This is a genomic window from Clostridium formicaceticum, assembly GCF_001854185.1.
GTDB classification, from domain to species: Bacteria; Bacillota; Clostridia; order Peptostreptococcales; family Natronincolaceae; genus Andreesenella; species Andreesenella formicacetica.
In genome coordinates, this window is record NZ_CP017603.1 from 3,298,901 (window position 1) to 3,321,231 (window position 22,331).

23 protein-coding genes are annotated in these 22,331 nt (G+C 34.6%); 22 read left to right on the forward strand and 1 reads right to left on the reverse strand.

The window, feature by feature from the left end; translation table 11 throughout:
• Positions 1–48 precede the first annotated feature (48 nt).
• From steA to scpB, 17 genes are all read left to right on the forward strand, one after another.
• Positions 49–1,170, forward strand: a complete 1,122-nt coding sequence (steA, locus tag BJL90_RS15230; RefSeq protein WP_070973303.1) for a putative cytokinetic ring protein SteA — start codon at positions 49–51, stop codon at positions 1,168–1,170.
• Between the two features lie 13 nt (positions 1,171–1,183).
• Positions 1,184–2,068 carry a copper transporter gene (locus tag BJL90_RS15235; RefSeq protein ID WP_070969826.1) on the forward strand — a complete coding sequence of 295 codons (885 nt, stop codon included), beginning with the start codon at positions 1,184–1,186 and terminating at the stop codon, positions 2,066–2,068.
• Between the two features lie 15 nt (positions 2,069–2,083).
• Complete coding sequence (locus BJL90_RS15240) at positions 2,084–2,761, forward strand: glycosyltransferase family 2 protein (protein ID WP_070969829.1); 678 nt, start codon at positions 2,084–2,086, stop codon at positions 2,759–2,761.
• A 23-nt stretch (positions 2,762–2,784) separates the two neighbouring features.
• Entirely contained in the window at positions 2,785–3,600 is an 816-nt protein-coding gene (locus tag BJL90_RS15245; RefSeq protein WP_070969832.1) for an MraY family glycosyltransferase, read from the forward strand.
• Between the two features lie 28 nt (positions 3,601–3,628).
• Positions 3,629–4,720, forward strand: a complete 1,092-nt coding sequence (locus BJL90_RS15250) for a DUF3866 family protein (RefSeq protein ID WP_070969835.1) — start codon at positions 3,629–3,631, stop codon at positions 4,718–4,720.
• Positions 4,721–4,773: 53 nt separating this feature from the next.
• Entirely contained in the window at positions 4,774–5,313 is a 540-nt protein-coding gene (locus tag BJL90_RS15255) for an NUDIX hydrolase (RefSeq protein WP_070969838.1), read from the forward strand.
• A gap of 72 nt (positions 5,314–5,385) precedes the next feature.
• Positions 5,386–6,021, forward strand: a complete 636-nt coding sequence (gene spoIIM / locus BJL90_RS15260; RefSeq protein WP_070969841.1) for a stage II sporulation protein M — start codon at positions 5,386–5,388, stop codon at positions 6,019–6,021.
• A gap of 111 nt (positions 6,022–6,132) precedes the next feature.
• Entirely contained in the window at positions 6,133–7,017 is an 885-nt protein-coding gene (xerD, locus tag BJL90_RS15265; RefSeq protein WP_070969844.1) for a site-specific tyrosine recombinase XerD, read from the forward strand.
• A 228-nt stretch (positions 7,018–7,245) separates the two neighbouring features.
• The gene (locus BJL90_RS15270) at positions 7,246–8,418 is read left to right on the forward strand and encodes a phosphopentomutase (protein ID WP_070969847.1); all 1,173 of its coding nucleotides are present in this window, start codon (positions 7,246–7,248) and stop codon (positions 8,416–8,418) included.
• 13 nt (positions 8,419–8,431) lie between these two features.
• Positions 8,432–9,250, forward strand: coding sequence for a purine-nucleoside phosphorylase (locus BJL90_RS15275; protein WP_070969850.1), 819 nt, complete (start codon positions 8,432–8,434; stop codon positions 9,248–9,250).
• 33 nt (positions 9,251–9,283) lie between these two features.
• Entirely contained in the window at positions 9,284–10,114 is an 831-nt protein-coding gene (locus tag BJL90_RS15280) for a purine-nucleoside phosphorylase (RefSeq protein WP_070969853.1), read from the forward strand.
• Positions 10,111–11,436 carry a pyrimidine-nucleoside phosphorylase gene (locus BJL90_RS15285; RefSeq protein ID WP_070969856.1) on the forward strand — a complete coding sequence of 442 codons (1,326 nt, stop codon included), beginning with the start codon at positions 10,111–10,113 and terminating at the stop codon, positions 11,434–11,436. Before BJL90_RS15280 ends, BJL90_RS15285 begins: the two co-directional genes overlap by 4 nt.
• Positions 11,437–11,546: 110 nt before the next feature.
• The gene (locus BJL90_RS15290; protein ID WP_070969858.1) at positions 11,547–12,713 is read left to right on the forward strand and encodes a D-alanyl-D-alanine carboxypeptidase family protein; all 1,167 of its coding nucleotides are present in this window, start codon (positions 11,547–11,549) and stop codon (positions 12,711–12,713) included.
• Between the two features lie 120 nt (positions 12,714–12,833).
• Positions 12,834–15,455 (forward strand): CBS domain-containing protein, encoded by a 2,622-nt coding sequence (locus tag BJL90_RS15295; protein WP_070969861.1) that lies wholly within the window; start codon positions 12,834–12,836, stop codon positions 15,453–15,455.
• Positions 15,448–16,068 carry a site-2 protease family protein gene (locus BJL90_RS15300; protein ID WP_070969866.1) on the forward strand — a complete coding sequence of 207 codons (621 nt, stop codon included), beginning with the start codon at positions 15,448–15,450 and terminating at the stop codon, positions 16,066–16,068. Before BJL90_RS15295 ends, BJL90_RS15300 begins: the two co-directional genes overlap by 8 nt.
• A gap of 11 nt (positions 16,069–16,079) precedes the next feature.
• Positions 16,080–16,823 (forward strand): segregation and condensation protein A, encoded by a 744-nt coding sequence (locus BJL90_RS15305; protein WP_070969869.1) that lies wholly within the window; start codon positions 16,080–16,082, stop codon positions 16,821–16,823.
• A gap of 19 nt (positions 16,824–16,842) precedes the next feature.
• The gene (scpB, locus tag BJL90_RS15310) at positions 16,843–17,409 is read left to right on the forward strand and encodes an SMC-Scp complex subunit ScpB (protein ID WP_070973305.1); all 567 of its coding nucleotides are present in this window, start codon (positions 16,843–16,845) and stop codon (positions 17,407–17,409) included.
• A gap of 76 nt (positions 17,410–17,485) precedes the next feature.
• On the opposite strand, the gene speD is transcribed toward scpB, so the two are convergent.
• Positions 17,486–17,899 (reverse strand): adenosylmethionine decarboxylase, encoded by a 414-nt coding sequence (gene speD / locus BJL90_RS15315; RefSeq protein ID WP_070969872.1) that lies wholly within the window; start codon positions 17,897–17,899, stop codon positions 17,486–17,488.
• A 337-nt stretch (positions 17,900–18,236) separates the two neighbouring features.
• Here speD and BJL90_RS15320 point away from each other — a divergent pair, with 337 nt between their 5' ends.
• The 5 genes from BJL90_RS15320 (at position 18,237) to BJL90_RS15340 (ending at position 22,320) form a co-directional block, all read left to right on the forward strand.
• Positions 18,237–18,842, forward strand: coding sequence for a DUF2953 domain-containing protein (locus BJL90_RS15320; RefSeq protein ID WP_070969876.1), 606 nt, complete (start codon positions 18,237–18,239; stop codon positions 18,840–18,842).
• Complete coding sequence (ytfJ, locus tag BJL90_RS15325; RefSeq protein ID WP_472234735.1) at positions 18,826–19,299, forward strand: GerW family sporulation protein; 474 nt, start codon at positions 18,826–18,828, stop codon at positions 19,297–19,299. The genes BJL90_RS15320 and ytfJ overlap by 17 nt, the downstream gene beginning before the upstream one ends.
• A gap of 128 nt (positions 19,300–19,427) precedes the next feature.
• Positions 19,428–19,850 carry a MazG nucleotide pyrophosphohydrolase domain-containing protein gene (locus BJL90_RS15330; protein ID WP_070969882.1) on the forward strand — a complete coding sequence of 141 codons (423 nt, stop codon included), beginning with the start codon at positions 19,428–19,430 and terminating at the stop codon, positions 19,848–19,850.
• Between the two features lie 172 nt (positions 19,851–20,022).
• A complete protein-coding gene (locus tag BJL90_RS15335; RefSeq protein WP_070969885.1) occupies positions 20,023–21,135 on the forward strand; it encodes a D-alanyl-D-alanine carboxypeptidase family protein in 1,113 nt (370 codons plus the stop codon).
• Positions 21,136–21,387: 252 nt separating this feature from the next.
• Entirely contained in the window at positions 21,388–22,320 is a 933-nt protein-coding gene (locus BJL90_RS15340; protein WP_070969888.1) for a sulfide/dihydroorotate dehydrogenase-like FAD/NAD-binding protein, read from the forward strand.
• The last annotated feature ends 11 nt before the right edge of the window (positions 22,321–22,331 follow it).

The following is a 22,331-nucleotide window of genomic DNA, read 5'->3' on the forward strand; positions in this document are numbered from 1 at the left end:
ACTATTTATACAAATACTATAATAAAGAGCTCATGGAGGATGAAGATGATGGATATTCGCGCACCAGTAAAATTAGACAAAAAAACAAAAAGTTTGGTCAGTAGAATCGAAGAAGGGGATATTGCTATTATTCATCATAGGGATATTGATGAGGTAGCTGCAAACTCTCTCATTAATAGAAAGGTCTCAGCAGTGATTAACTGTGAAATGTCTATTAGTGGCAGATATCCAAACCTTGGACCAAGTCTATTGGAAAAAGCGAAAATAAATATCTATGATGTCATCAAAGGAGATTTGTTTCATGTATTAAAGGATGGAGATCACATCATAATTAAAGAAGAAAAGGTGTTTTTTGAAGACAAGGAAATTGCTACTTTGTTGGAGCTGACTTCCACTAAAATTCAACAATTGTTAACAGCAGCAGAAACAAACTTGGAAGTTGAACTTGAAAAATTTATTGATAACACTTTGACCTATGCTCACAAAGAAAAGGATTTTATTTTAGGGAAATTAGTTATCCCCTCAATTAAAACAAACCTGCAAGACAAACAGGTCTTAGTGGTCGTAAGAGGTCAAGATTATCGTAGGGATTTAAGTGCAATCCTTCCCTATATCAGAGAAATAAAGCCCATTCTTATAGGTGTGGATGGGGGAGGCGATGCTTTGCTTGAATTTGGATTTACCCCTGATATTATTATTGGAGATATGGACAGCGTTACAGATGAATGTTTGAAGGCATGCAAGGAAATTATTGTACATGCCTATCCCAACGGAAAAGCTCCTGGGATGGAACGGGTAAAACAGTTGAATCTTAAAGCTACGCTTTTCCCTGCCCCCGGTACCAGTGAGGATATTGCCATGTTATTAGCTTACGACAAAGGTGCAGATCTCATTGTAGCGGTGGGTACCCATTCAAATATGATCGACTTTTTAGAAAAAGGTAGAAAAGGAATGGCAAGTACATTTTTGGTTAGATTAAAAGTGGGCTCAAAGCTTGTAGATGCTAGGGGGGTAAGTAAACTATATCACAGTAGTATTAAAGCAAAACATATAGTGTGGCTTATTTTTGCAGCCCTCACCCCAATTGTTATTACACTATCTATTTCTCAACCGGTAAGAAACTTGGTAAAACTTCTGATGATTAGATTTAGAATACTCTTAGGTGTATAGGGAGGGTAATAAAGTGGTATTTGATATGAAATATTATGTGGTTACAATCGCTGCTATATTTATTTCTCTAGGTATTGGTATTTTTATTGGATTTAATATGAATGGTGGAGAGATATATTTAGAGCATCAGCAACAACTAATAGATAGTCTTGAAAATAGCTTTGGGGAATTTAGACTAGAGAAGGAAGATTTGCAAAATACCATTGAAGAATTAGAATTAGAAAAAGAAAAACAGGAAGATTTTATTCAAAAAGCTTACTATGAAATTATTGATGATAAATTATTTAATCTTAATATAGCTGTGATACAAACTTCAGAGGACTATTATTATGATGATATAAAAATTGCGTTACAGGAAGCGGGAGGTAATGTTCCAGCACAACTGGTATATACGAATAAAATCCTTTATTTAACAGAGGAAGAATTAGATCATATTAACTATTCTTTCGGCGTGACCTTAACAAAGGAGGCGGTGTTAGGTCAAACAAACAATGATATTTTAACATTGTTAAGGGATGGCAAAGTATCTAATTTATTAAATTATCTCATTACAAACGACTTTATACGATTTTCTGAATATGAAGCATTTGATTATACAGTGGATCAAATTATTCTTGCTGGAGGAAGCCAAAAAGAGAATGATGAAGTGTTAAAGGCGGTTGACTTGGATTTAATTCAGAAAATACAAAATCAAAATATGAAGGTAGTAGGGGTAGAAAGACTAGATACAGCTTATTCTTATATACCCTCTTATAAAAATAGTGGAATTTCTACAATAGATAATGTGGATACTTTTTTCGGAAGGATGGCTTTAATTCTGACAGCAGCCGGAAGAGAAGGGTCTTTTGGAGAAAAGGAATACTCGGATCAGCTGGTACCTTTAGGAGGATATCAATAAAGGGAGGGGAATGGATTGAAGTCGACGATCGCTATTATTATACCTGCTTTTAATGAAGAAAATAGGATCATAACAACATTAACAGCTATAAAAGAAGCAAGTCCTTTGTATAGAATTTATGTTGTAGATGATGGTTCTACTGATGCTACAGCCCAAAAGGTTGCAAAACTTGAGGATATATGTTTAATAAAATCCATAAAAAATAAGGGCAAGGGAGAAGCGTTAAAGATAGGTATTGAAACAGCTATTGCTACCTCGGATATCTTAGTTTTTTTGGATGCTGATCTTCAGGAAAGTGCTAAAGAAGTGAAAAAATTGATAGGACCCATATTAAACAATGAAGCTGATGTAACCGTTGCAAAGTTTCCGCCGGCTAAGAAAAAAGGAGGTTTTGGACTGGTAAAAAAACTTGCCCAATACGGTGTATATATCAATACAGGAAAAAGATTAACCACTGTGCTTTCGGGGCAGAGGGCTTTTAAGAAAGAGGTTCTGCAGGACTTACAATTTAATTATAGTGGGTATGGGGTTGAGTTGGGAATGACCATTGATATCTTAAATAAGGGTTATCTTATAAAGGAAGTGGCAGTAAATATGTTTCATAACGAAACCGGCAGAGATTTACAGGGTTTCTATCATAGAGGAAAGCAATTTTTTCAGATATTAAAAGTATTTATGAAAAAGACAAAATAGTTTTAGTCTCGGAGGAGAATAAGATGATTGTATCAATAATAGTCATGATCGTTAGTATTTTTGTTACTAGAATCACTATGCCTTATATGATGCGTATGTTGATGAAAGCAAATGTAGTGGGGAAAAATTATAAGGGAGACACCATACCTATTGGTATGGGAATAACTTTTATTCCGGTAATGTTATGCAACTTTTTTCTGATGATTTTATTGCTAAAAGATTTACAGGAGGTAATATTTATTTTTTTAACAGGGATAACTACTATGGGTTTTGCTGGAATTATAGATGATTTAATAGGTAATAAAAGCGCCTCTGGCTTTAAGGGACACTTTTCTCGCTTTTTTAAAGGAGAATTAACTACAGGGATGTTGAAGGCTGGTGTAGGTGGAGTGATTGCCTTTATGATTAGCTGGATATATTCAGTAGGTATCATAGAATTTTTTATTAATGCTTTTGTTATAGCTTTATTTACGAATCTTTTAAATCTATTAGATTTAAGACCTGGAAGAGCTTTAAAGACTTATTTATTCATAGCTGTGATTTTTCTCGTGATAGGCATAGCAGGCATAACAAAGATGATCCTTTTTAGTATTATTGGCTATTGTATAGGTTATTTGCCTCAGGACTTAAAGGCAAGAAGTATGATGGGGGATGTAGGTTCCAACACACTGGGAATCACTTTGGGTATTATCACGATAATAAGTTTCTCAATAAAAGTTAAAGTTGTATTATTGATCCTCTTATTATTGGTTCACACGATATCAGAAAAGTATTCTTTATCCAAGGTGATTAAAAGCAATTATATATTAAATTATTTAGACGAACTTGGTCGTAGCTAGTAAAGAATTGATGAGGTGATAAAAGTTGATGTTACATATAAAACGTGGTAAAGTGATAGAAATACTAAGTAGGTCAAAAGAGAAAACAAAAATTTTGGTAGCAGTAGATGAAAAAGAAGAGAGAGCATTGAATTATAACTTAATAACCGGAGAAGTTGCTGTAGATGATGAAGTCTTATTAAACACCACAGCAGTTGAATTAAAGCTAGGCACTGGAGGTTACCATTTTGTATTATATAATCTTCATAGTATGTCTCCATCACTAGAGGAAGATCAGGGGCACATTATGAAACTGCGTTATACACCTCTTCAATTAAAGGTATTTGCTACGGAGGAACAAAATCATCCTAATCATCATAAGTTTTTGGAATTCCAGTCTTTAAAGGAGTTACCTGTTATTGTAGGTAGCCTTCATAGTATGTTAACACCCATTGCAGCCACTTTGAAGTATATGAATCCTAATATAAAAATTACCTATATTATGACGGATGCAGCTGCACTACCGATATATTTTAGTGATACAGTTTATCAGCTAAAAGAAAAGAGCATTGTTGATAGTACGATTACAGTGGGGCATGCATTTGGCGGAGATTTGGAAGCAGTGAACATTTATAATGGTTTGATTGCAGCAAAAGAAATTACTGCCTGTGATATTGCTATTGTAACAATGGGGCCTGGTATTGTAGGCACTGGCACCCCCTACGGATTTACTGGCATTGAACAGGGACAAATACTGGATGCAGTAAAGGATTTAGGAGGAATTCCTATAGGTGTACCTCGAATCAGTTTTAGTGATCCTAGGGAACGGCATTATGGTATAAGTCATCATAGTTTAACGGTTTTTAGTAAAATTGCGAAAACAAAGGTTAGAATGATCCTTCCTATTCTGCCAGATAAAGAGAAAAAATTTTTATATGAACAATTAGAGTACTTGAATATTCATAGAAAACATACTATTATTGAAGAAGATGGTAGCATACTTTCTGAGGCATTAAATCAATTTAATTTATCTGTCAAAACAATGGGACGTAGTTTAAAGGATGACACTGTTTTCTTTCTAGCCTGTAGTGCTGCTGCTGTGTATGGTTGTGGTCTTCTGAAAAATTATTATAGAAAATGAATTCCTATGCTATGACTGTACCAAATAATTATATAGGGAGGGTTTAAATACTTATGTCATTTGAAGAAAAAACGTTAAAGTCCGAGCGAATATATGAAGGAAAAATTGTTAATTTAAGAGTAGATACAGTAGAACTACCACAAAAAAAATATTCTAAGAGAGAAATTATAGAACACGCGGGAGCTGTGGGAATCCTAGCAGTTACAAAGGATCAAAAAATTGTTCTTGTAAAGCAGTTTAGAAAACCTGTTGAAGAAACAATATTAGAAATTCCTGCTGGCAAGCTGGAGGCAAAGGAAAATCCTGCGGACTGTGCTTTAAGAGAATTAGGCGAGGAAACTGGATATAAAACTTCAAAAGTGAAAAAGTTATTAGAGTTCTACTCTAGCCCTGGGTTTACGAATGAAGTGCTTCATATTTATTTAGCAGAGGATTTAGAAGAAGGAATAGCACATCCTGATGAAGGTGAATTTGTTGAACCAGTACATATAGGTATAGAAGAGGCCCTTGAAAAAATTACAAAAGGTGAAATAAAAGATGCTAAAACAATTATTGCTATCTTAGCTTATAAAAATATATTAAATATGCTTTAAGGACATGTCATAAAACCTCCATGACTGGCATAATGATTTTAATATCATTATTAACTGAATGGAGGTTATTTTGTGTTCAATAAGGTGATGAATTATTTAAAAAAGCACATAAGGGAAAACCTATTGATTTATTCTATGGTGATTCTATGCTTTTTAATTGGCGTATCTGTAGGTGCCTTTACTGTAAAAATAGTAGACAAACATCAGAAAGAAGAGCTGTTTTACTATTTAAGAGACTTTTTTCAATTATTTTATACCAATGAGCTAAGCGGGGTTAGTATTTTTAGACAATCCTTTGTGAATAACTTCCAGTTGCTTATTTTAAGTTGGATTTTAGGTTTAGTGGTTTTGTTAGCACCACTTGTTTTGTTGATTGTATCCTTTAAAGGATTTGTTATTGGATTTACAGTTGCACTACTGATTGAAGAATTTAAACTTTGGGGGATTCTAGTATTTTTACTTGGGGTTTTTCCTCAAAATTTTATTATCATACCAAGTTTTATTTTTGCTGCTGTTTTTTCTCTATGCTTCTCCTCCTCTTTTATAAAGATAAAAATAAAGAAAATAAAAAACATAGGATTTTTAAAGCAAATGTTACCCTATAGCAGCTTATATGGCATTTTAGTGATGATTATTGTGGTTGCATCCTTCATAGAAGCCTATATTGCCCCTTTGTTTATAAGACTTATTGCCAGTAATCTTCTTTAATTGATGAAAAGATATAAAAGATTTTACTGCAAATTTTATTTTTTGGCAGGAATTATGAATCATTTGTGGAATAATTTCTATAGCAAGCAAGAGTAAAGGGAGAATTTCACTATGAATCAATTCATTTCGAACTATGTAGAATATTTAGCCAATGAGAAACAACTATCCAATAACACTTTAGAGTCTTATGTGCGGGATGTAAAACAATATCTAACTTATTTAAGTGAAAATGAAGTTGAAGATATTGCGTATACCAGCAAAACTACGATTATTACTTACTTAGTTTACTTACAAAACAAAGGAAAAGCAGTTTCTACCATATCTAGGAGTATTGCTTCTATCCGATGTTTTTATCAATACCTACTACAAAATAAAATTGTTTTAAAGGATCCTACTTTAAATTTAGAGTCTCCAAAAACAAAAAAGAAGTTACCTAGTATACTAACTTTAAATGAAGTAGATGCGTTATTGAATCAGCCTGAAGAAAGTACTCACAAAGGAAAAAGAGATAAGGCGATGTTAGAACTTTTATATGCTACTGGTATTCGGGTTTCGGAACTGATTTCTTTGAGCATGGACGACATTAATATAGACTTAGGTTTTGTAAAATGCACTACGGGAAGTCGAGAGAGAGTTATTCCCATAGGCTCTGTAGCTTTAGATGCCCTGAATAATTACTTAGAAAATGCTAGAAACCTTTTTATTAAAAATGAAAAGGAAAATCTTTTATTTTTGAACATGCAAGGAGGACAATTAACTCGTCAAGGTTTTTGGAAAATTATTAAGGCCTATACAAAACAATTAAGTATTGCAAAGCCCATCACCCCCCATACGTTGAGACATTCCTTTGCAACCCACCTTGTGCAAAATGGTGCAGACTTAAAGTCTGTACAGGAGATGCTGGGACATTCTGACATATCCACCACGCAGGTTTATGCAAATTTAACAAAAAATAAGATTAAAGATGTATACAACAAGACACACCCTAGGGCCTAAAGCAGGTCCTTTTTTATATCACTGGGATTCGCTTAAGTTAGCGTTCACGCTGCGCCATGTGTGCCATCGCCATGGAGACGCTTCGGAAGCCCTCGAACCGTCCCCATGACTCCGCTATTTTGTGTCTGACTGTAATATATTTAGTGTTACTTATCTAGATTTATTTTCAATTTTATTTTTGGGAAAAGGGGTATAATAGTAATAAAATTTATTATGAGGAGGAATTTTATGGTGAATAGAGTGGTGTTATTTGTTATAGATAGTGTAGGCATTGGTGCTTTGCCTGATGCAGAAAAATTTGGAGATGTAGGAGCAAATACGCTGGGGAATATAGCCAAAGCTGAAGGAGGTCTTCATTTACCTAACCTAATCAGTCTAGGATTAGGAAATATTGATGGTATCGTAGGGATCGATCCAATAGAAGCACCTCTTGGAACTTATGGTAGATCAGAGGAGGTATCACAAGGAAAAGATACCACCACGGGTCATTGGGAAATAGCAGGACTCCACCTAACAAAGCCTTTTAAGACCTATCCTGACGGTTTTCCTGATGCTGTTATAAAGGCCTTTGAAGAAAAAATCGAAAAAAAAACGCTGGGGAATAAAGCCGCTTCAGGAACAGCTATTATTGAGGAACTGGGAGAAGAGCATCTTCAAACCGGTTATCCTATTGTTTACACTTCTGCAGATAGTGTATTTCAGATAGCAGCCCATGAGGAAGTGATCCCTATAGAAGAACTATATCAAATCTGTAAAATTGCTCGGGAGATTATGATGGGGGATCATGCGGTTGCCCGTATTATCGCAAGACCTTTTGTAGGAAGCCTAGGAAGCTTCACACGAACTTCGAATAGAAGAGATTTCTCCCTTAACCCTCCCGAGGAAACTGTCTTAGAAATTGCCAAGAAAGAAGGTTTAGATGTTATTGCTGTTGGTAAAATTGAAGATATTTTTAATGGCCAAGGCATTACTGAAGCTGTACATACCGAAGATAATATGGATGGCATTGATCAAACCATTCATTATTTAAAGAAAGAAAATAAGGGGATTATCTTTACAAACCTAGTGGACTTTGATTCAAAATATGGACATCGAAGAGATCCTAAGGGTTATAAACAGGCTTTGGAGGAGATGGATAAGAGAATACCAGAAATATTAAAGAGCTTAAAAAAAGAAGATATGATTATGATTGTAGCAGATCATGGGAATGATCCCACCTTTAAGGGTACAGATCATACAAGAGAATACATTCCTATCTTAATTTATGGTGAAGGTATCCAAGCCAATGTAAATATAGGAACAAGAAAAAGCTTTGCAGACATTGCAGCAACCATTTCAGATATTTTAAATATACCTACTACTGGTAAAGGAGAAAGCTTCAAAAATTTAATGATTAAGTAAAGGAGTTGTTATAATGAGGGCTATAGAAAGAATTTCAGAAGCTGTAAATTATATTTCTTCTAGGATAAAAAACCCTCCTAAAATAGGACTTATTCTAGGATCTGGATTAGGCGTTTTAGGGGATGAGATTCAGGGTGCTGAAATAATACCCTATGAAAAAATACCTCATTTTCCTAAATCCACTGTAGAAGGTCATGCAGGAGAGTTAGTCATAGGAGAACTGGCGGGTAAAGCTGTGGTGGCGATGAAGGGAAGATTTCACTATTATGAAGGATATTCCATGGAGATGGTGACCTTCCCTGTAAGGGTGATGATGGCATTAGGAGCAGAAATCATCATTGTGACCAATGCTGCAGGAGGGGCTAATAAAAGTTTTTCTCCTGGAGATTTAATGCTCATTGAAGATCATATTAACTTTGCCTTTAATAATCCACTAATAGGGCCAAATGATCCAGAGCTAGGTGTAAGATTCCCGGATATGTCCAATGCCTATGATAAAGCGTTAATCAGCATAGCAAAATCCGTTGCCAAAGGTATGTATTTAGATGTGAAGCAGGGGGTATACGCTTATTTCACGGGGCCTACCTATGAAACCCCTGCGGAAATTAGAATGATTCGTACTTTAGGGGCAGATGCAGTGGGGATGTCGACTGTTCCAGAGGTGATTGTAGCAAGACATGGTGGGGCAAAGGTATTAGGGATTTCCTGCATAACCAATATGGCGGCAGGGATCTTAGATCAACCATTGAATCATGAAGAGGTGATAGAAACAGCACAAAAGGTAAAACAACAATTTGTCAGTTATGTGAAGGAAATCATAAAAAGCATTTAAATAAAGAATATAAAAAAAGGAGTTGAGGGAGAAGTGGAGGGTTTACTACAAAAAGTACAACAAGCCAAGGATTATATTTTAGGTAAAATAAACACTATGCCTCAAATAGGGTTAATTTTAGGATCAGGTTTAGGAAGCTTAGCAGATGAAGTAGAGGATGCTGTAGTGATTGATTATAAAGATATACCTAATTTCCCGGTTTCAACAGTAGAGGGTCATGCAGGAGAACTAGTGATAGGACAGCTACAGGGAAAATCGGTTGTGGTCATGAAGGGGAGATTTCATTACTATGAGGGTTATAGTATGCAACAAGTGACCTTCCCAGTAAGAGTGATGAAGGCTATTGGTATTGAACTACTATTTGTAACAAATGCTTGTGGTGGCTTGAATCCCCAATTATATCCGGGAGCCTTGATGATGATTCAAGACCATATTAACTTTATCGGTGCGAATCCTCTTATTGGTCCCAATTATCATGAACTAGGTCCAAGGTTTCCAGACATGTCCTCTGCCTATGATAAGGATTTGATACAGTTAGCCCATAGGGTAGGAAAAGACTTGTCTATAGAAACCCATGAAGGTGTATATATAGCCATCAGTGGCCCTAATTATTTGACAAAGGCAGAGTTAAAAATGATCATAGCTGTGGGAGCGGATACCGTGGGAATGTCGACGGTGCCTGAGGTGATTGTGGCGAGACATAGTGGATTAAGGGTTTTAGGTATATCCTGTGTGACAGATATGGCGATACCGGATCAGTTGGAATCTATCAGTCATGAAGAAGTAATGGAGGTAGCAAATAAAACAAAGCCTAAATTTATTTCCCTAGTGAAAGAAATTCTGAAGGAGGTGACGCTTTCATGAGAATGTACGATTTAATACTCAAGAAAAGAAAAGGAGAAGCACTTACCAAGGAGGAAATCTACTTCTTTATTGAAGGTTACACCAAGGGTAGTATTCCGGATTATCAAGTTTCAGCACTTTTAATGGCGGTGTACTTTCAAAAAATGAATAAAGAGGAGACTGTGTATCTGACAGAAGCGATGATGCATTCTGGTGAAGTGATTGATTTATCAAGTATAGAGGGTATTAAGGTTGACAAGCACAGCACAGGGGGGGTAGGGGATAAAACCACCATAGCCTTAGCCCCTATTGCGGCGGCCTGTGGCATTCCTGTAGCAAAAATGTCAGGCAGGGGATTAGGGCATACAGGAGGAACCATAGATAAATTAGAGTCTATTCCAGGATTTTGTGTAGAGATGACGAAAGAAACCTTTATCCAGAATGTAAATGTCATGAAACTGGCAATAGCAGGACAGACGGCTAATTTAACACCTGCAGATAAAAAACTCTACGCCCTTAGGGATGTTACTGCTACAGTAGATAATATTTCTTTGATTGCCAGTAGTATTATGTCTAAAAAATTAGCCTCTGGTGCCGATGCGATTGTTTTAGATGTTAAGACCGGTAGTGGGGCTTTTATGCAGGATATTGATGAAGCATTTCTATTAGCAAAGGAAATGGTGGATATTGGTAATCGTGTAGGCAGGGAGACGGTAGCCATTGTCACGGATATGAACCAGCCTTTAGGCTATGCCATAGGCAATAGTTTAGAAGTAAAAGAAGCAGTTCAACTGCTGAAGGGAGAAGGACCAAAAGATTTAGAAAAATTGTGTATTACGCTAGGTGCCCATATGTTGCTGTTGGGTAAAAAAGTTGGTACAGAATATGAGGGAAAAAGAATGGCCAAAGCAGCAATCGATTCCGGTGAAGCCCTCAACGTATTAAAAAACTTTGTTAAACAGCAAAATGGACAGATTGATTGTATAGAGAATCTTGATTTATTGCCAAAGACTAAGGAAGTCTATTCCTTGAAGGCAGATAAGAGGGGTTACATACATAAGATTCAAGGAGACATTGTTGGGGCAAGTGCTCTGACTTTAGGGGCTGGCAGAGATACAAAGGATAGCAAAATTGACTTATCTGTAGGGATTCTTCTCAATAAAAAGATGGGAGATTATGTGGAAACTGGGGAGGTACTGGCTTATATTCATTATAACGATGAAAATAGGAGAGATCTTGCTATAGAGCAATTGCTAAAGGCCTATGAAATAGAAGATGAAGCACCAGAGCATAGACCTTTGATCTTTGGCGTTGTAACAAAAAATGGCATTCAGAGGATATAGTTCATAGACTGTTTAAAAATTTTTAGTCTGTTTTTGGCAAAGGCCTTCTTGTATAAGGAATCATATAGATGGAAAACCTAAGATTAAAAACCTATACAAGGAGGAGAATTATGAAAAGAATTTTTGTGAAAACGATCTTTGTTTTATTCGTCATTACTATGATTTTTAGCAGCTATATCACTGTAGCTGCAGAAACACAACCATTTGATATAAATGCTAAAGCAGCTATATTAATGGATGCATCAACTGGTACAATACTGTATGAGAAAAATATACATGAGGCACTACCTCCTGCCAGTGTAACAAAGATTATGACAATGTTATTAACAATGGAGGCGATAGAAGCCAATAAAATTACCTTAGCAGATAAGGTTGTTGTTAGCGAAAGAGCCTCTTCTATGGGTGGAACACAGCTTTATTTAGAACCAGGGGAAGTAAAAACAGTGGAGGATTTAATCAAGGGCATGGCTATAAGATCTGCCAATGATGCCTGTGTAGCCATTGGCGAACATCTTGCTGGAAGCGAAGAAGGTTTTGTTGAACAGATGAATGCAAGAGCCAAAGAATTAGGCATGAAGAATACACACTTTGTGAATACCAATGGTTTACCAGCAGAAGGACATGTTACCTCTGCCTATGATATCGCTTTAATGTCAAGAGAGCTTTTAAAACATAAAGAGATACATAAGTGGTTAACTACTTGGATGGATACTGTTGATGTAGGAATAAAAAATGTCTCCACACAAGAACTAGTCAATACCAATAAACTCATAAGAACTTATAAGGGGGCCAATGGGATAAAAACAGGTTCTACTTCAGAAGCTAAGTATTGTCTTTCTGCCTCTGCAACAAGAGGAAATACTACTTATATAGCAGTAATTTTAACGGCGCCTACTTCTCCAATTCGTTTTAGCGAAGCAGCTAAGTTGCTGGATTATGGTTTTGCAAATTATAATACTGTAAAGGTAGTTGAAAAAGGTGGTGCTTTAGGTACTGTAGCGGTAGAAAAAGGAAAAAATACTCAAGCCAATCTGGTAGCTAAGGATGATCTAAGTATTTTGGTGAAAAAGGGAGAAGAATCCAAGGTGAAAAAGGAAATGATTATTCCCCAATCAGTAAAGGCACCTATTATGCAAGGAGAAAAAATCGGCGAGGTTATCGTTACTTTAGAAGGAAAAGAAGTTGGAAAAGTGGATATCATAGGTGAAGAAACCATAGAATCTGCTTCCATTATCGATATATTAACGAGAATGTTTCAAAGAATGGTGGGTCACTAAGAGGAAAGGAACCTATAAAAAGATTACCTGGCAAAGTAGTACAGCAATGTACTGCTTTGCTTTTTAATAGGATATATGTGTGTTATAATAAGTGAGTAAATTTTGTGAAGGGGAGATGTTATGAAGGTAATCGTTAGTCATGAAAACTTAGATTTTGATGGAATTGCCAGCATGATAGCATGTTCCAAACTACATCCTGAAGCTATTGTGGTCTTTAGTGGACGCGTGAATAATGATGTTAAAAAGTTCTATAGTTTATATAAAAATATTTTAGCTATAAAGTCTGCCAATGAAATTGATCTTAAAGCAATTAAAGAACTAATGATTGTAGATGTAAATAGCTTTAAGAGGGTAGGAAAATTTAAAGAATTAGCCAATCATAGTATTCCTATCACCATTTATGACCATCATCAAGAGACAGAAGATACCATTGTCAAAGCCCGTAAAATTATGAAGCCCTATGGCTCTTGCACAGCTATTTTGGTGGAGTTAATTAAGGAAAAAGAGGTAACTATTACCTCCTTTGAGGCCACCTTGTTTCTTATGGGCATCTATACCGATACTAACTGTCTAACCTTCTCCAGTACAAAACCACAGGATGCAGCCGCCGCAGCTTATCTATTAGAAAAAGGAGCAGATCTAGAAATTGTTAATACTTTTATTCAAACATCCTTTGGTAATGAGCATGACCAGTTATTTTTAGATCTTTTGTTAAATATGGAGACTATGGAGGTAAATAATTATAGGATTATACTTTCTCTTTATGAAAATGATCGTTTTATTGGAGAACTAGGACATATCGCCAGTAAAATGTTAGAAATCAAAAACTGTGATGCTGTGTTTTTGATTGCAAAAATGGAAAACCGTTGTTATTTGGTGGGTAGGAGTTTAAAGGAGGATATCAATGTTCCTTTTATTTTAAAAGAATTTAATGGGGCAGGACATGATAAAGCTGCATCGGCTGTAGTGAAAAATGGTGAACCACAGGTTTTAAGAGAAGCATTGCTAGAGGCATTACATACAAAGATAAAACCACAAATAACAGCAAGAGATATTATGAATTATCCTGTAAAAATCGTATTTGAGGATATGAACATTGAAGAAGTAAGCAAAATCATGCTCAGATATGGTCATACAGGTATGCCGGTGATTAAAGATAACTACATTATTGGTATTATTTCTAGAACGGATGTTGATAAAGCGATGCAGCATGGGTTAGGACATGCCCCCGTGAAGGGATTTATGACAAGAGAAGTAAAAACCATTAGTCCTACAACCTCTCTTAGTGAGATCAATGATCTGCTTGTTAAAAATAATATTGGTCGATTGCCTGTAGTAGAGGAGGATAAGATCATTGGCATTGTAACAAGAACAGATTTATTGAGAATGTTACATGGTAATAATCATCCTTATTGGTATAAAAAGACCTTTACAGAGAATGAAAAAGCAATAAACTGTTTAAATAAAATAAAACAACTTCCAGAAGAAACCTATAATCTTTTAAAGCTTGTGGGAAAAGTAGGAGATTCATTAGATAAAAAAGTTTATGTGGTAGGGGGATTTGTTAGGGATTTATTATTAAAAAGAGAAAACTATGATGTCGATATCGTTGTAGAGGGGGATGGGGTCTTATTTGCTGAAGAACTCAATCAAAAACTACAGGGGAAACTTTTGGTTCATGAAGCTTTTGGCACTGCATCCATTAGGTTGGAGAAAAACAATGTCATTGATATTGTTTCTGCCCGCAGAGAATATTATGAGTATCCAGCTGCTCTACCAAAGGTGGAAAAGAGTTCAATATGGAATGATCTTTTTAGAAGAGATTTCACAATAAATTGTATGGCGATACAATTGAATACAGAAAGTTTCGGTAAATTAATTGATTATTTTGATGGGTTGCAGGATATGAAGCATCGTAGAATAAGAGTTTTATATAATTTAAGTTTTATTGAAGATCCAACGAGAATTTTCAGGGCCATTAGATTTGCAGCCAGGATGGATTTTACCATTGAAAATGAAACCAAAAATTTTATGATGGAAGCTATTAGAGATCACATGATAGAAAAGGTCAGTGATGATAGGATTCGTGAAGAAATCAGTCCCATGCTAGAGGATGAAAACTTCATAAAATATATTTTATCTATGCAAGCATTTAACTTGTTTGAGGCCATAGACCCTGACTTAGTTCTTACAAAGGAAAGCATTAAAAAGCTTAGCAGTATCCAAAGCGCTATTGATGCGTTTCGTGAATTTTTTTCTATCATACCCAGTGTACGAAGGATCATTATTACAGGAATTTTTCGGGATTTTCCCATGGATAGACTCCATGATGTTTTAACGAAATTTGTTGCTAATAAGCAATTGGCAACAAATATATATCATACCTTAGAAAACAAAGAAAACATTTACCAGCTATTGACGAAGGAGGATGTAGATAGATTCACTTTATATCGTGTCTTGAATCAACATGATTTAGAGGATCTTATCTTTTACTACAATGATTGCGAAGATGGCTACATAAAACATTATATTATGTACTATATGCTGCATCTAAAAAATATCAAACTGAGTATGTCTGGGGAGGATTTAATTAATTTAAATATTAAGCCTGGGCCTATCTATAAAAAAGTTTTAGAGAGTGTTTTGAAGGCCAAGGTATCTGGAGAAATTTATAATAAAGATGACGAGATCAACTATGCATATGATTTATATCAAGAACTGAAGGGAGAGGAAAATGTTTAGTTTAGATATTGTTACAATTCTTTTAACATTACCGGGGATTTTATTGGCATTAACGATTCACGAATTTTCTCATGCTTATAGTGCCTACTTATTAGGGGACGATACAGCCAAGTATTATGGAAGACTGACATTAAATCCATTAGCCCATATTGATCTTGTAGGCTTCCTCATGCTGATTTTTTTTCGGTTTGGATGGGCAAAACCAGTTCCTATTAATCCTAAAAATTTCTCCGATAGGAGAAAGGGTTATTTCTTGGTATCTATAGCCGGGCCCCTGTCAAATATTGTATTAGCGATTTTATCTACTTTCTTTTTCGCCTTGGCTATAAGGCTAGCATTAAGTGAGTTTATTCATACAATGCTGTATTTTTCTATCTTTATTAATTTAGTTTTAGCGGTGTTTAATTTATTTCCTATTCCTCCTCTAGATGGGTCAAAAATTTTACTGAGTATATTACCTAGTAGTTTTGAAGAAACCTACTATAGGCTGCAGAAATATACTTATATTCTCTTGTTTTTGTTAGTCTACTTTAGGGTAATCAATAGAGTATTATTTCCCATCGTACAATATCTATTAAATTTATTGCTGGGCTTTGTTATGTATCTTGTTTAGGGGGGAATAGCATGAGTTGCAGGATTAAAATTCAAGCTTTTGAAGGAGCATTTGATTTATTATTTCATCTTATTGAAAAAAATGAGATAGATATTTATGATATTCCCATCAATGAAATAACAGAGCAATATCTTCACTACCTTTATCAAATGGAAAAATTAGATTTAGAGGTTGCCAGCGAATTTTTAGTCATGGCTGCTACTTTAATTGAAATTAAGTCTAAAATGTTGTTGCCAAAAGAAGTTGTAAAAGAGGATAAGGTAGAGGCTGAAACGGTTGACCCAAGGAGTGAACTAGTAGAAAGGCTGTTGGAGTATAAAAGATATAAATGCATGGCAGAAGAGTTGAAACAAAGAGAGGATCATTATAATAAGTTGTATTTTAAACAAAAAGAAGAAATTATCATGGAGACTTCAGAAGCTGATGTCGCTTTAGAGAACCTTAAGCTGGATGATTTGGTAAAGGTTTTTGAAAAGCTTCTGTTAAATTACGAAAAACATAAAAATGATCGTCCTTATAATGTAAGACATATCTCTAGAGACACCTATACCATTGAAGATAAAATTACTAGTATTTTAACGATGCTACAGCATCATAAAAAAATAACCTTTGACAGTATTTTTATATTGGCAAAGGAAAAGTTAGAGGTGGTTGTAACTTTTTTAGCTTTGCTAGAATTAATAAAAGGAAAAAAAATAAAGGTGATGCAGGAAAAGAGTTTCGAAGGTATTGTGATAGAAGGAATAAGTAATTGAGGTGCTAAGAATGGATGAAATAAACAGGGAAGAAATAAAGTGTATTATAGAAGCAGTGCTTTTTGCCTGGTCTGAACCTATATCTATCAAAGAACTCAGTAGAGTCCTGTCTATAGAAGGCAAGGAAATTAAAAAAATTTTAGAGGAAATGATAGATGCCTTTAATTTTCACAAGAGAGGGATACAGATTATAAAGATGAACGATTATTATCAGTTGGCTACAAGACAGGAATACTATCCCTATATAAGAAAGCTATTGGAGCCCAAGGAAAATAAAGGTTTAACCCAAGCAGCTTTAGAGACTTTAGCCATTATTGCTTATAAGCAACCAATCACGAAAGCAGAAATTGAAGGCATTCGAGGCGTAAAATGTGATAAGGCTTTAAGTACGCTGCAGGAAAAAAGTCTAATAGAGGAACAGGGAAGGCTTGAAAAAATCGGTAGGCCCATTGTTTATGGTACCACGATGCAATTTTTAAAGACCTTTGGCCTAAAGGCTATCGATGATTTACCAGATATTAGTGGGTTTAAACTCTTGGCTGAAAATAGTGAGATGGGTGGAGAAAAGGATATCTTTAGTAAGTAATAAGCAAACAAGATAGAAATATAGAAAAGCCACTTTTTTAATAGTTTTATTAAAAAGCAGTGGCTTTTTACATCTCCTAAACAGAAATTTTGTATTTGATGTCTGTATATTTATTTTTTGAGTGTTTTCTTATTCTAGAAACAATACCTCTAGGTAGTTCTTCTGTATCCGTCACTTCTGCTTTTAATTTTTCTTTTAAATATTCAAATGAAGCCCAAGGATTTACTTCACCACCACAGGTAAATACATCAATAGAAGCGTAACCATATTCTGGCCATGTGTGGATGGTTAAATGAGATTCTTGAATAACAACGACGCCACTTACTCCCCAAGGATTAAACATATGAAAATTGCTGGTTACTACCGTAGCATTAGCGGCTTCAGCAGCCTCCACCATATATTTTTCAATTAACTTATGATCATTTAAAATATCTGAATCACAGTTATAAAACTCCGCTAAAATATGTCTACCTAATTGTTCCATTTTCATTCTAATCAATCTCCCTTCTTATTTTGCAAGTTAAGTGATAGTAAGTTAGCTATCTAAATAATAGATATGCACATAGTGCATATCTATTATTTATATTTTCAACTATATTAAATATATAGATTTTTGAGAAAAAGTCAATAGTTTTCATGGGTTTTCCTAAAAAATATTCTAAAGCTTATTGTTTAGTTCTTCAAAAAGAGAATTTGTTTTATGGATTACCAGAAATAAGTCTATTATCGTTAAAAATGGAAAAAATAGTAATACTATAACTTAGAGGTGATTACGCTTGCTGATTTACTATTTTTTTGTTTTTTTAATAATTTTTTTAGGATGCGTTATGTTACTATTGTTTTTAAACTTAAGAATAGAAATACATTTTATAAGGGAGGGAGAAAATGACGAAATAAATATTACTGTTTCTACTTTAAAGAATTTGTTAAAATATAGAACAACTATTCCTTTTGTGGATTTTCTAAATAATGGTAGAAATATATTAACAACAAATGTTTATAAAAAGGCTGAAGTATCAAACACTGAAGCTTTAGAGGATGAAAAACAAGAAAAAGAGCTAAACTATAATGAAATAAAAATTATTGTTAAAAGAGGTCATTATTATTACAAAAAGTATTGGCAGGTACTTCAGTATATAAAAAAAAGAATAATCATTCACAAGGTATTATGGAAAACACAAGTAGGCTTAGAGGATGCCGCAGATACAGCTATCATTAGCGGTCTGCTTTGGGGAGTAAAGGCAAATCTTATGACACTGCTAAAAAGCAAAGTAAGACCACAAGCTATTCACATAGATGTTGCTCCTTATTACGTTTGTAAAAGATTTGGCATGATTTTTGATTGTATAGTGACTTTAAAAATAGGATATATTATAATTGCGGGCATAAAATTGCTTTCAACAAAAATTAAGGGTGGTGAAGACATTGAATGAACATCCAATAGAAGCTTTGATGAAGACTACTATGGAAAGTATTAAAGAAATGGTAGATGTAAATACCATTGTAGGAGATGCTGTTGAAACCCCAGATGGAACAGTAATTATACCTATCTCTAAAGTATCCTTTGGCTTTGCCTCTGGTGGGGGAGATTATATAAATGAAAAACCCTCTGAAGAGGAAGGTAAAGACGAACAAGAAAAAAATAGTGGAAGTAACGGGAGTAAGGAAAAGTTCCCCTTTGCTGGTGGAGCAGGCGCAGGGGTTTCTGTACAGCCTGTAGCCTTTATGGTTGTAGGCAATGGACAAATAAAATTAATGCCTGTTGATCAGAGGGCAAACATGATAGATAATTTAATTAACACTACACCCAAAGTCATCCATAGCATTCAAAGTATGTTTAATAAAAAACAAGGATCAAATGATTCAGACAATATAATTACTTATGAATAGGGGATATGCTTTATATCCTCTATTCATTTTTTGTACAATATTTAATGCGTCTAATATAAAATTTGAAACTTTTGGATGGTAAGGTTATAATTAGATTAAGTACGAATCAATAGAAAAGGGGGCAGCATATGGATATTAGAGAAGCTATAGAAATGATATGGAATAACAGAAAGTATAGTACCAATGACCCTAAAACTGCTATAAGTCATTTAAATGAAGAAGTTGCAGAGTCCTTAAAGGCTTTAATGAAGGGGGACTTAGATAAAGCGAAGCGAGAGTTGCAGGATGCAATGTCCTGTTTATTTATAGCCATGAAGGTACTAGAAGTGGATGCTGTAGAAGCCGTCAATAAGCAAGTAACACAAATGAAAAAAAGAAATAATAAAATTATGATCTTTAAAAAAGACAAAGTAGAAATTTATGTAGATGGTTTATTAAGAGGTGGATGGTCTATTTGGGGACCAGAAGATATTAAAGAGGCAGAAAATTTAGCAAAAGAATTTGGCTGTGATATCGAGCATGCGTTTGATGAAATAAAAAATGATAAGTAAAAGCACTTTTACTTATCATTTTTTATTTCATTTTTTATAGAATGATTCTTTGTTATTTTGCTTATAATAATTTACGAATCATCTATTTGTCAATTTGCAGCTGTAGAAAACATGGTTTTTATTGCATTTTAAAAGTATAAACCTATATTAAACAAGAAATGAGGTTGAATATATGTTGAAAAGAGCAGGTATATTTCTACTCATTCTCACAACGATACTATCGGTAAACTTCTACAGATTTGCAGAAGAAGTACATGCTAATGGAAGAGCTAGTATCGTTATGGATGTAGAAACCGGCAGAATACTCTACGAAAATAATATCTATGAACAATTACCAATGGCCAGTACAACCAAAATTATGACAGCGTTGTTGGCAATTGAAAATATCCCTGAAGATAAAATGGTTAAAATTCATCCAAAAGCTCAAGGGGTGGAAGGTTCTTCTATTTATCTAGAAGCAAATGAAAAAGTAAGAATGATAGACCTATTATATGGATTAATGTTAAGGTCTGGGAATGATGCTGCTACAGCGATAGCCTATGAGGTAAGTGGGTCTATAGAAGAATTTGCACAACTGATGAATCTCCGTGCTAAGGAAATCGGAGCCAAGAACACAAATTTTGTTAACCCCCATGGATTGCATGATGAAAATCACTATACTACTGCCTATGATTTGGCACTGATTACTAGAGAAGCTTTAAAAAATCCTATTTTTAAAGAAGTAGTAAAAACAAAGTTTTGGACAGCTGAAAGGGATGGCTATAAACATTTTGCAAATAAAAATAAAACATTGAGTATTTGTGAAGGTGGGGATGGTGTCAAAACAGGTTTTACCAAAAAATCAGGTAGATGTTTGGTTGCCTCTGCTACCAGAAATAATATGCAGTTTGTAGCTGTAACATTAAATGATGGGGATTGGTTTAATACAACCAATGAACTGCTAAATCGTTGTTTTGAGGACTATGTACCCTATACTGTTTTTGAAGAAGGTGATTTGACTAAAAAGGTTTTGGTGGAAGATGGAAAAAAAGATGCCCTCTATATCCATATACCGACAACTTTGATTATACCCATCAAGCAGGAGGAAAGTGGGAAAGTATTATCTGTTATTAAGACACCGGAAGTTTTACAAGCCCCTGTAATTAAAGGGCAAAAAATTGGACAAATAGTAACTTATCTTGATGGTAAACTAGTGAACACTACAGATTTATTTACCAATGAACATATCGATGAATTAACTACAAAAGAAAAAATCCTGAAAAAATTTTTTGGAATAAGTAAGTGATTGGATGCTCTCTATAGAAAAGTGGCAATGTGCTGATTGTCACTTTTTTCTGTTTTTCTTATAAACTTTGTAACAATATTCGGTTAAAAAAATATTCTAGTATTATAGCATATTTTACGCTTAAAAATTTAAGTTTATAGTCAGATAGCAAATAGATATTTACCGCCCAAGACGACAAACATAGCTTTTAGCATACCGAAATTCTTACATGAAGAATCTGTAAAGATTTTGACTAAATAAAGGAGGGAAAGCATGAATAATCACCGCTGGCAGTGTATTGATGCTGGAAGTGATTATTGTCCATGTTATTTAGCAGAAACAATGGACTGTATCACTTGTTCGCACCTAAAAGGAAAGGAATTCTGCGACTGCGATTGGCGAGGCGTATGTATATATCAAGCTTTTATATTTGAGGGAAATAGAAAAAAAGACCCTAGAGTAGATTTTGACGCCGAGATTGTAGAACGGAAAAAACTTAGTGATAAAATAATTATTTTTACATTGAAAGTACCTCATTCATTTGCTAGACAGGTAAACCAACCTGGTTCCTATATTTTTATAAGAAATAAAGATTTTGGCCAATACTTCGATATTCCTATTTCAGTGATGCATGCTGATTGTCAAAAAGATCTTATCCAAATAGCTGTGGAGATTCATGGGGTGAAGACTAAAACGATTAGAAGTGTAGAAAAAACCATGAGTATTAGAGGACCTTACTGGAATGGTGTGTTGGGGTTGGCGTATCTAAAACAAACACAAAATGCTAAGTGTCTGGTGATTACAAGAGGAATTGCTCAAGCTCCAGCAGTCTTAGTGATCAATTATCTTTTAAGAAATAATAATGCTATTGATGTTTTGCTAGACCAAGGTTCTGCTGATTATGATTTTATAGAGGAATTTTGCAAAGTGAAAAATATAGAAAAGTGTAATCTATATGAAGCTCAGGGAATAGAGCTTCTTCAGAAAAAAATAGACACACAAGATTATGATCTCCTTTTCTTAGGGACTTCTGATTACTTACAGAAAAAATTGTATGATTCTATTGAAAAGTTAAAAGACAAAAAGGTTGTAATGACAAACAACAATGAAATATGTTGTGGAGAAGGAATTTGTGGTTCCTGTACTATTCATGATATCAATGGTGTTCCTATTCGTACTTGTAAAACACAGTTCATAAAAGGGTAAAGACAGGGGGG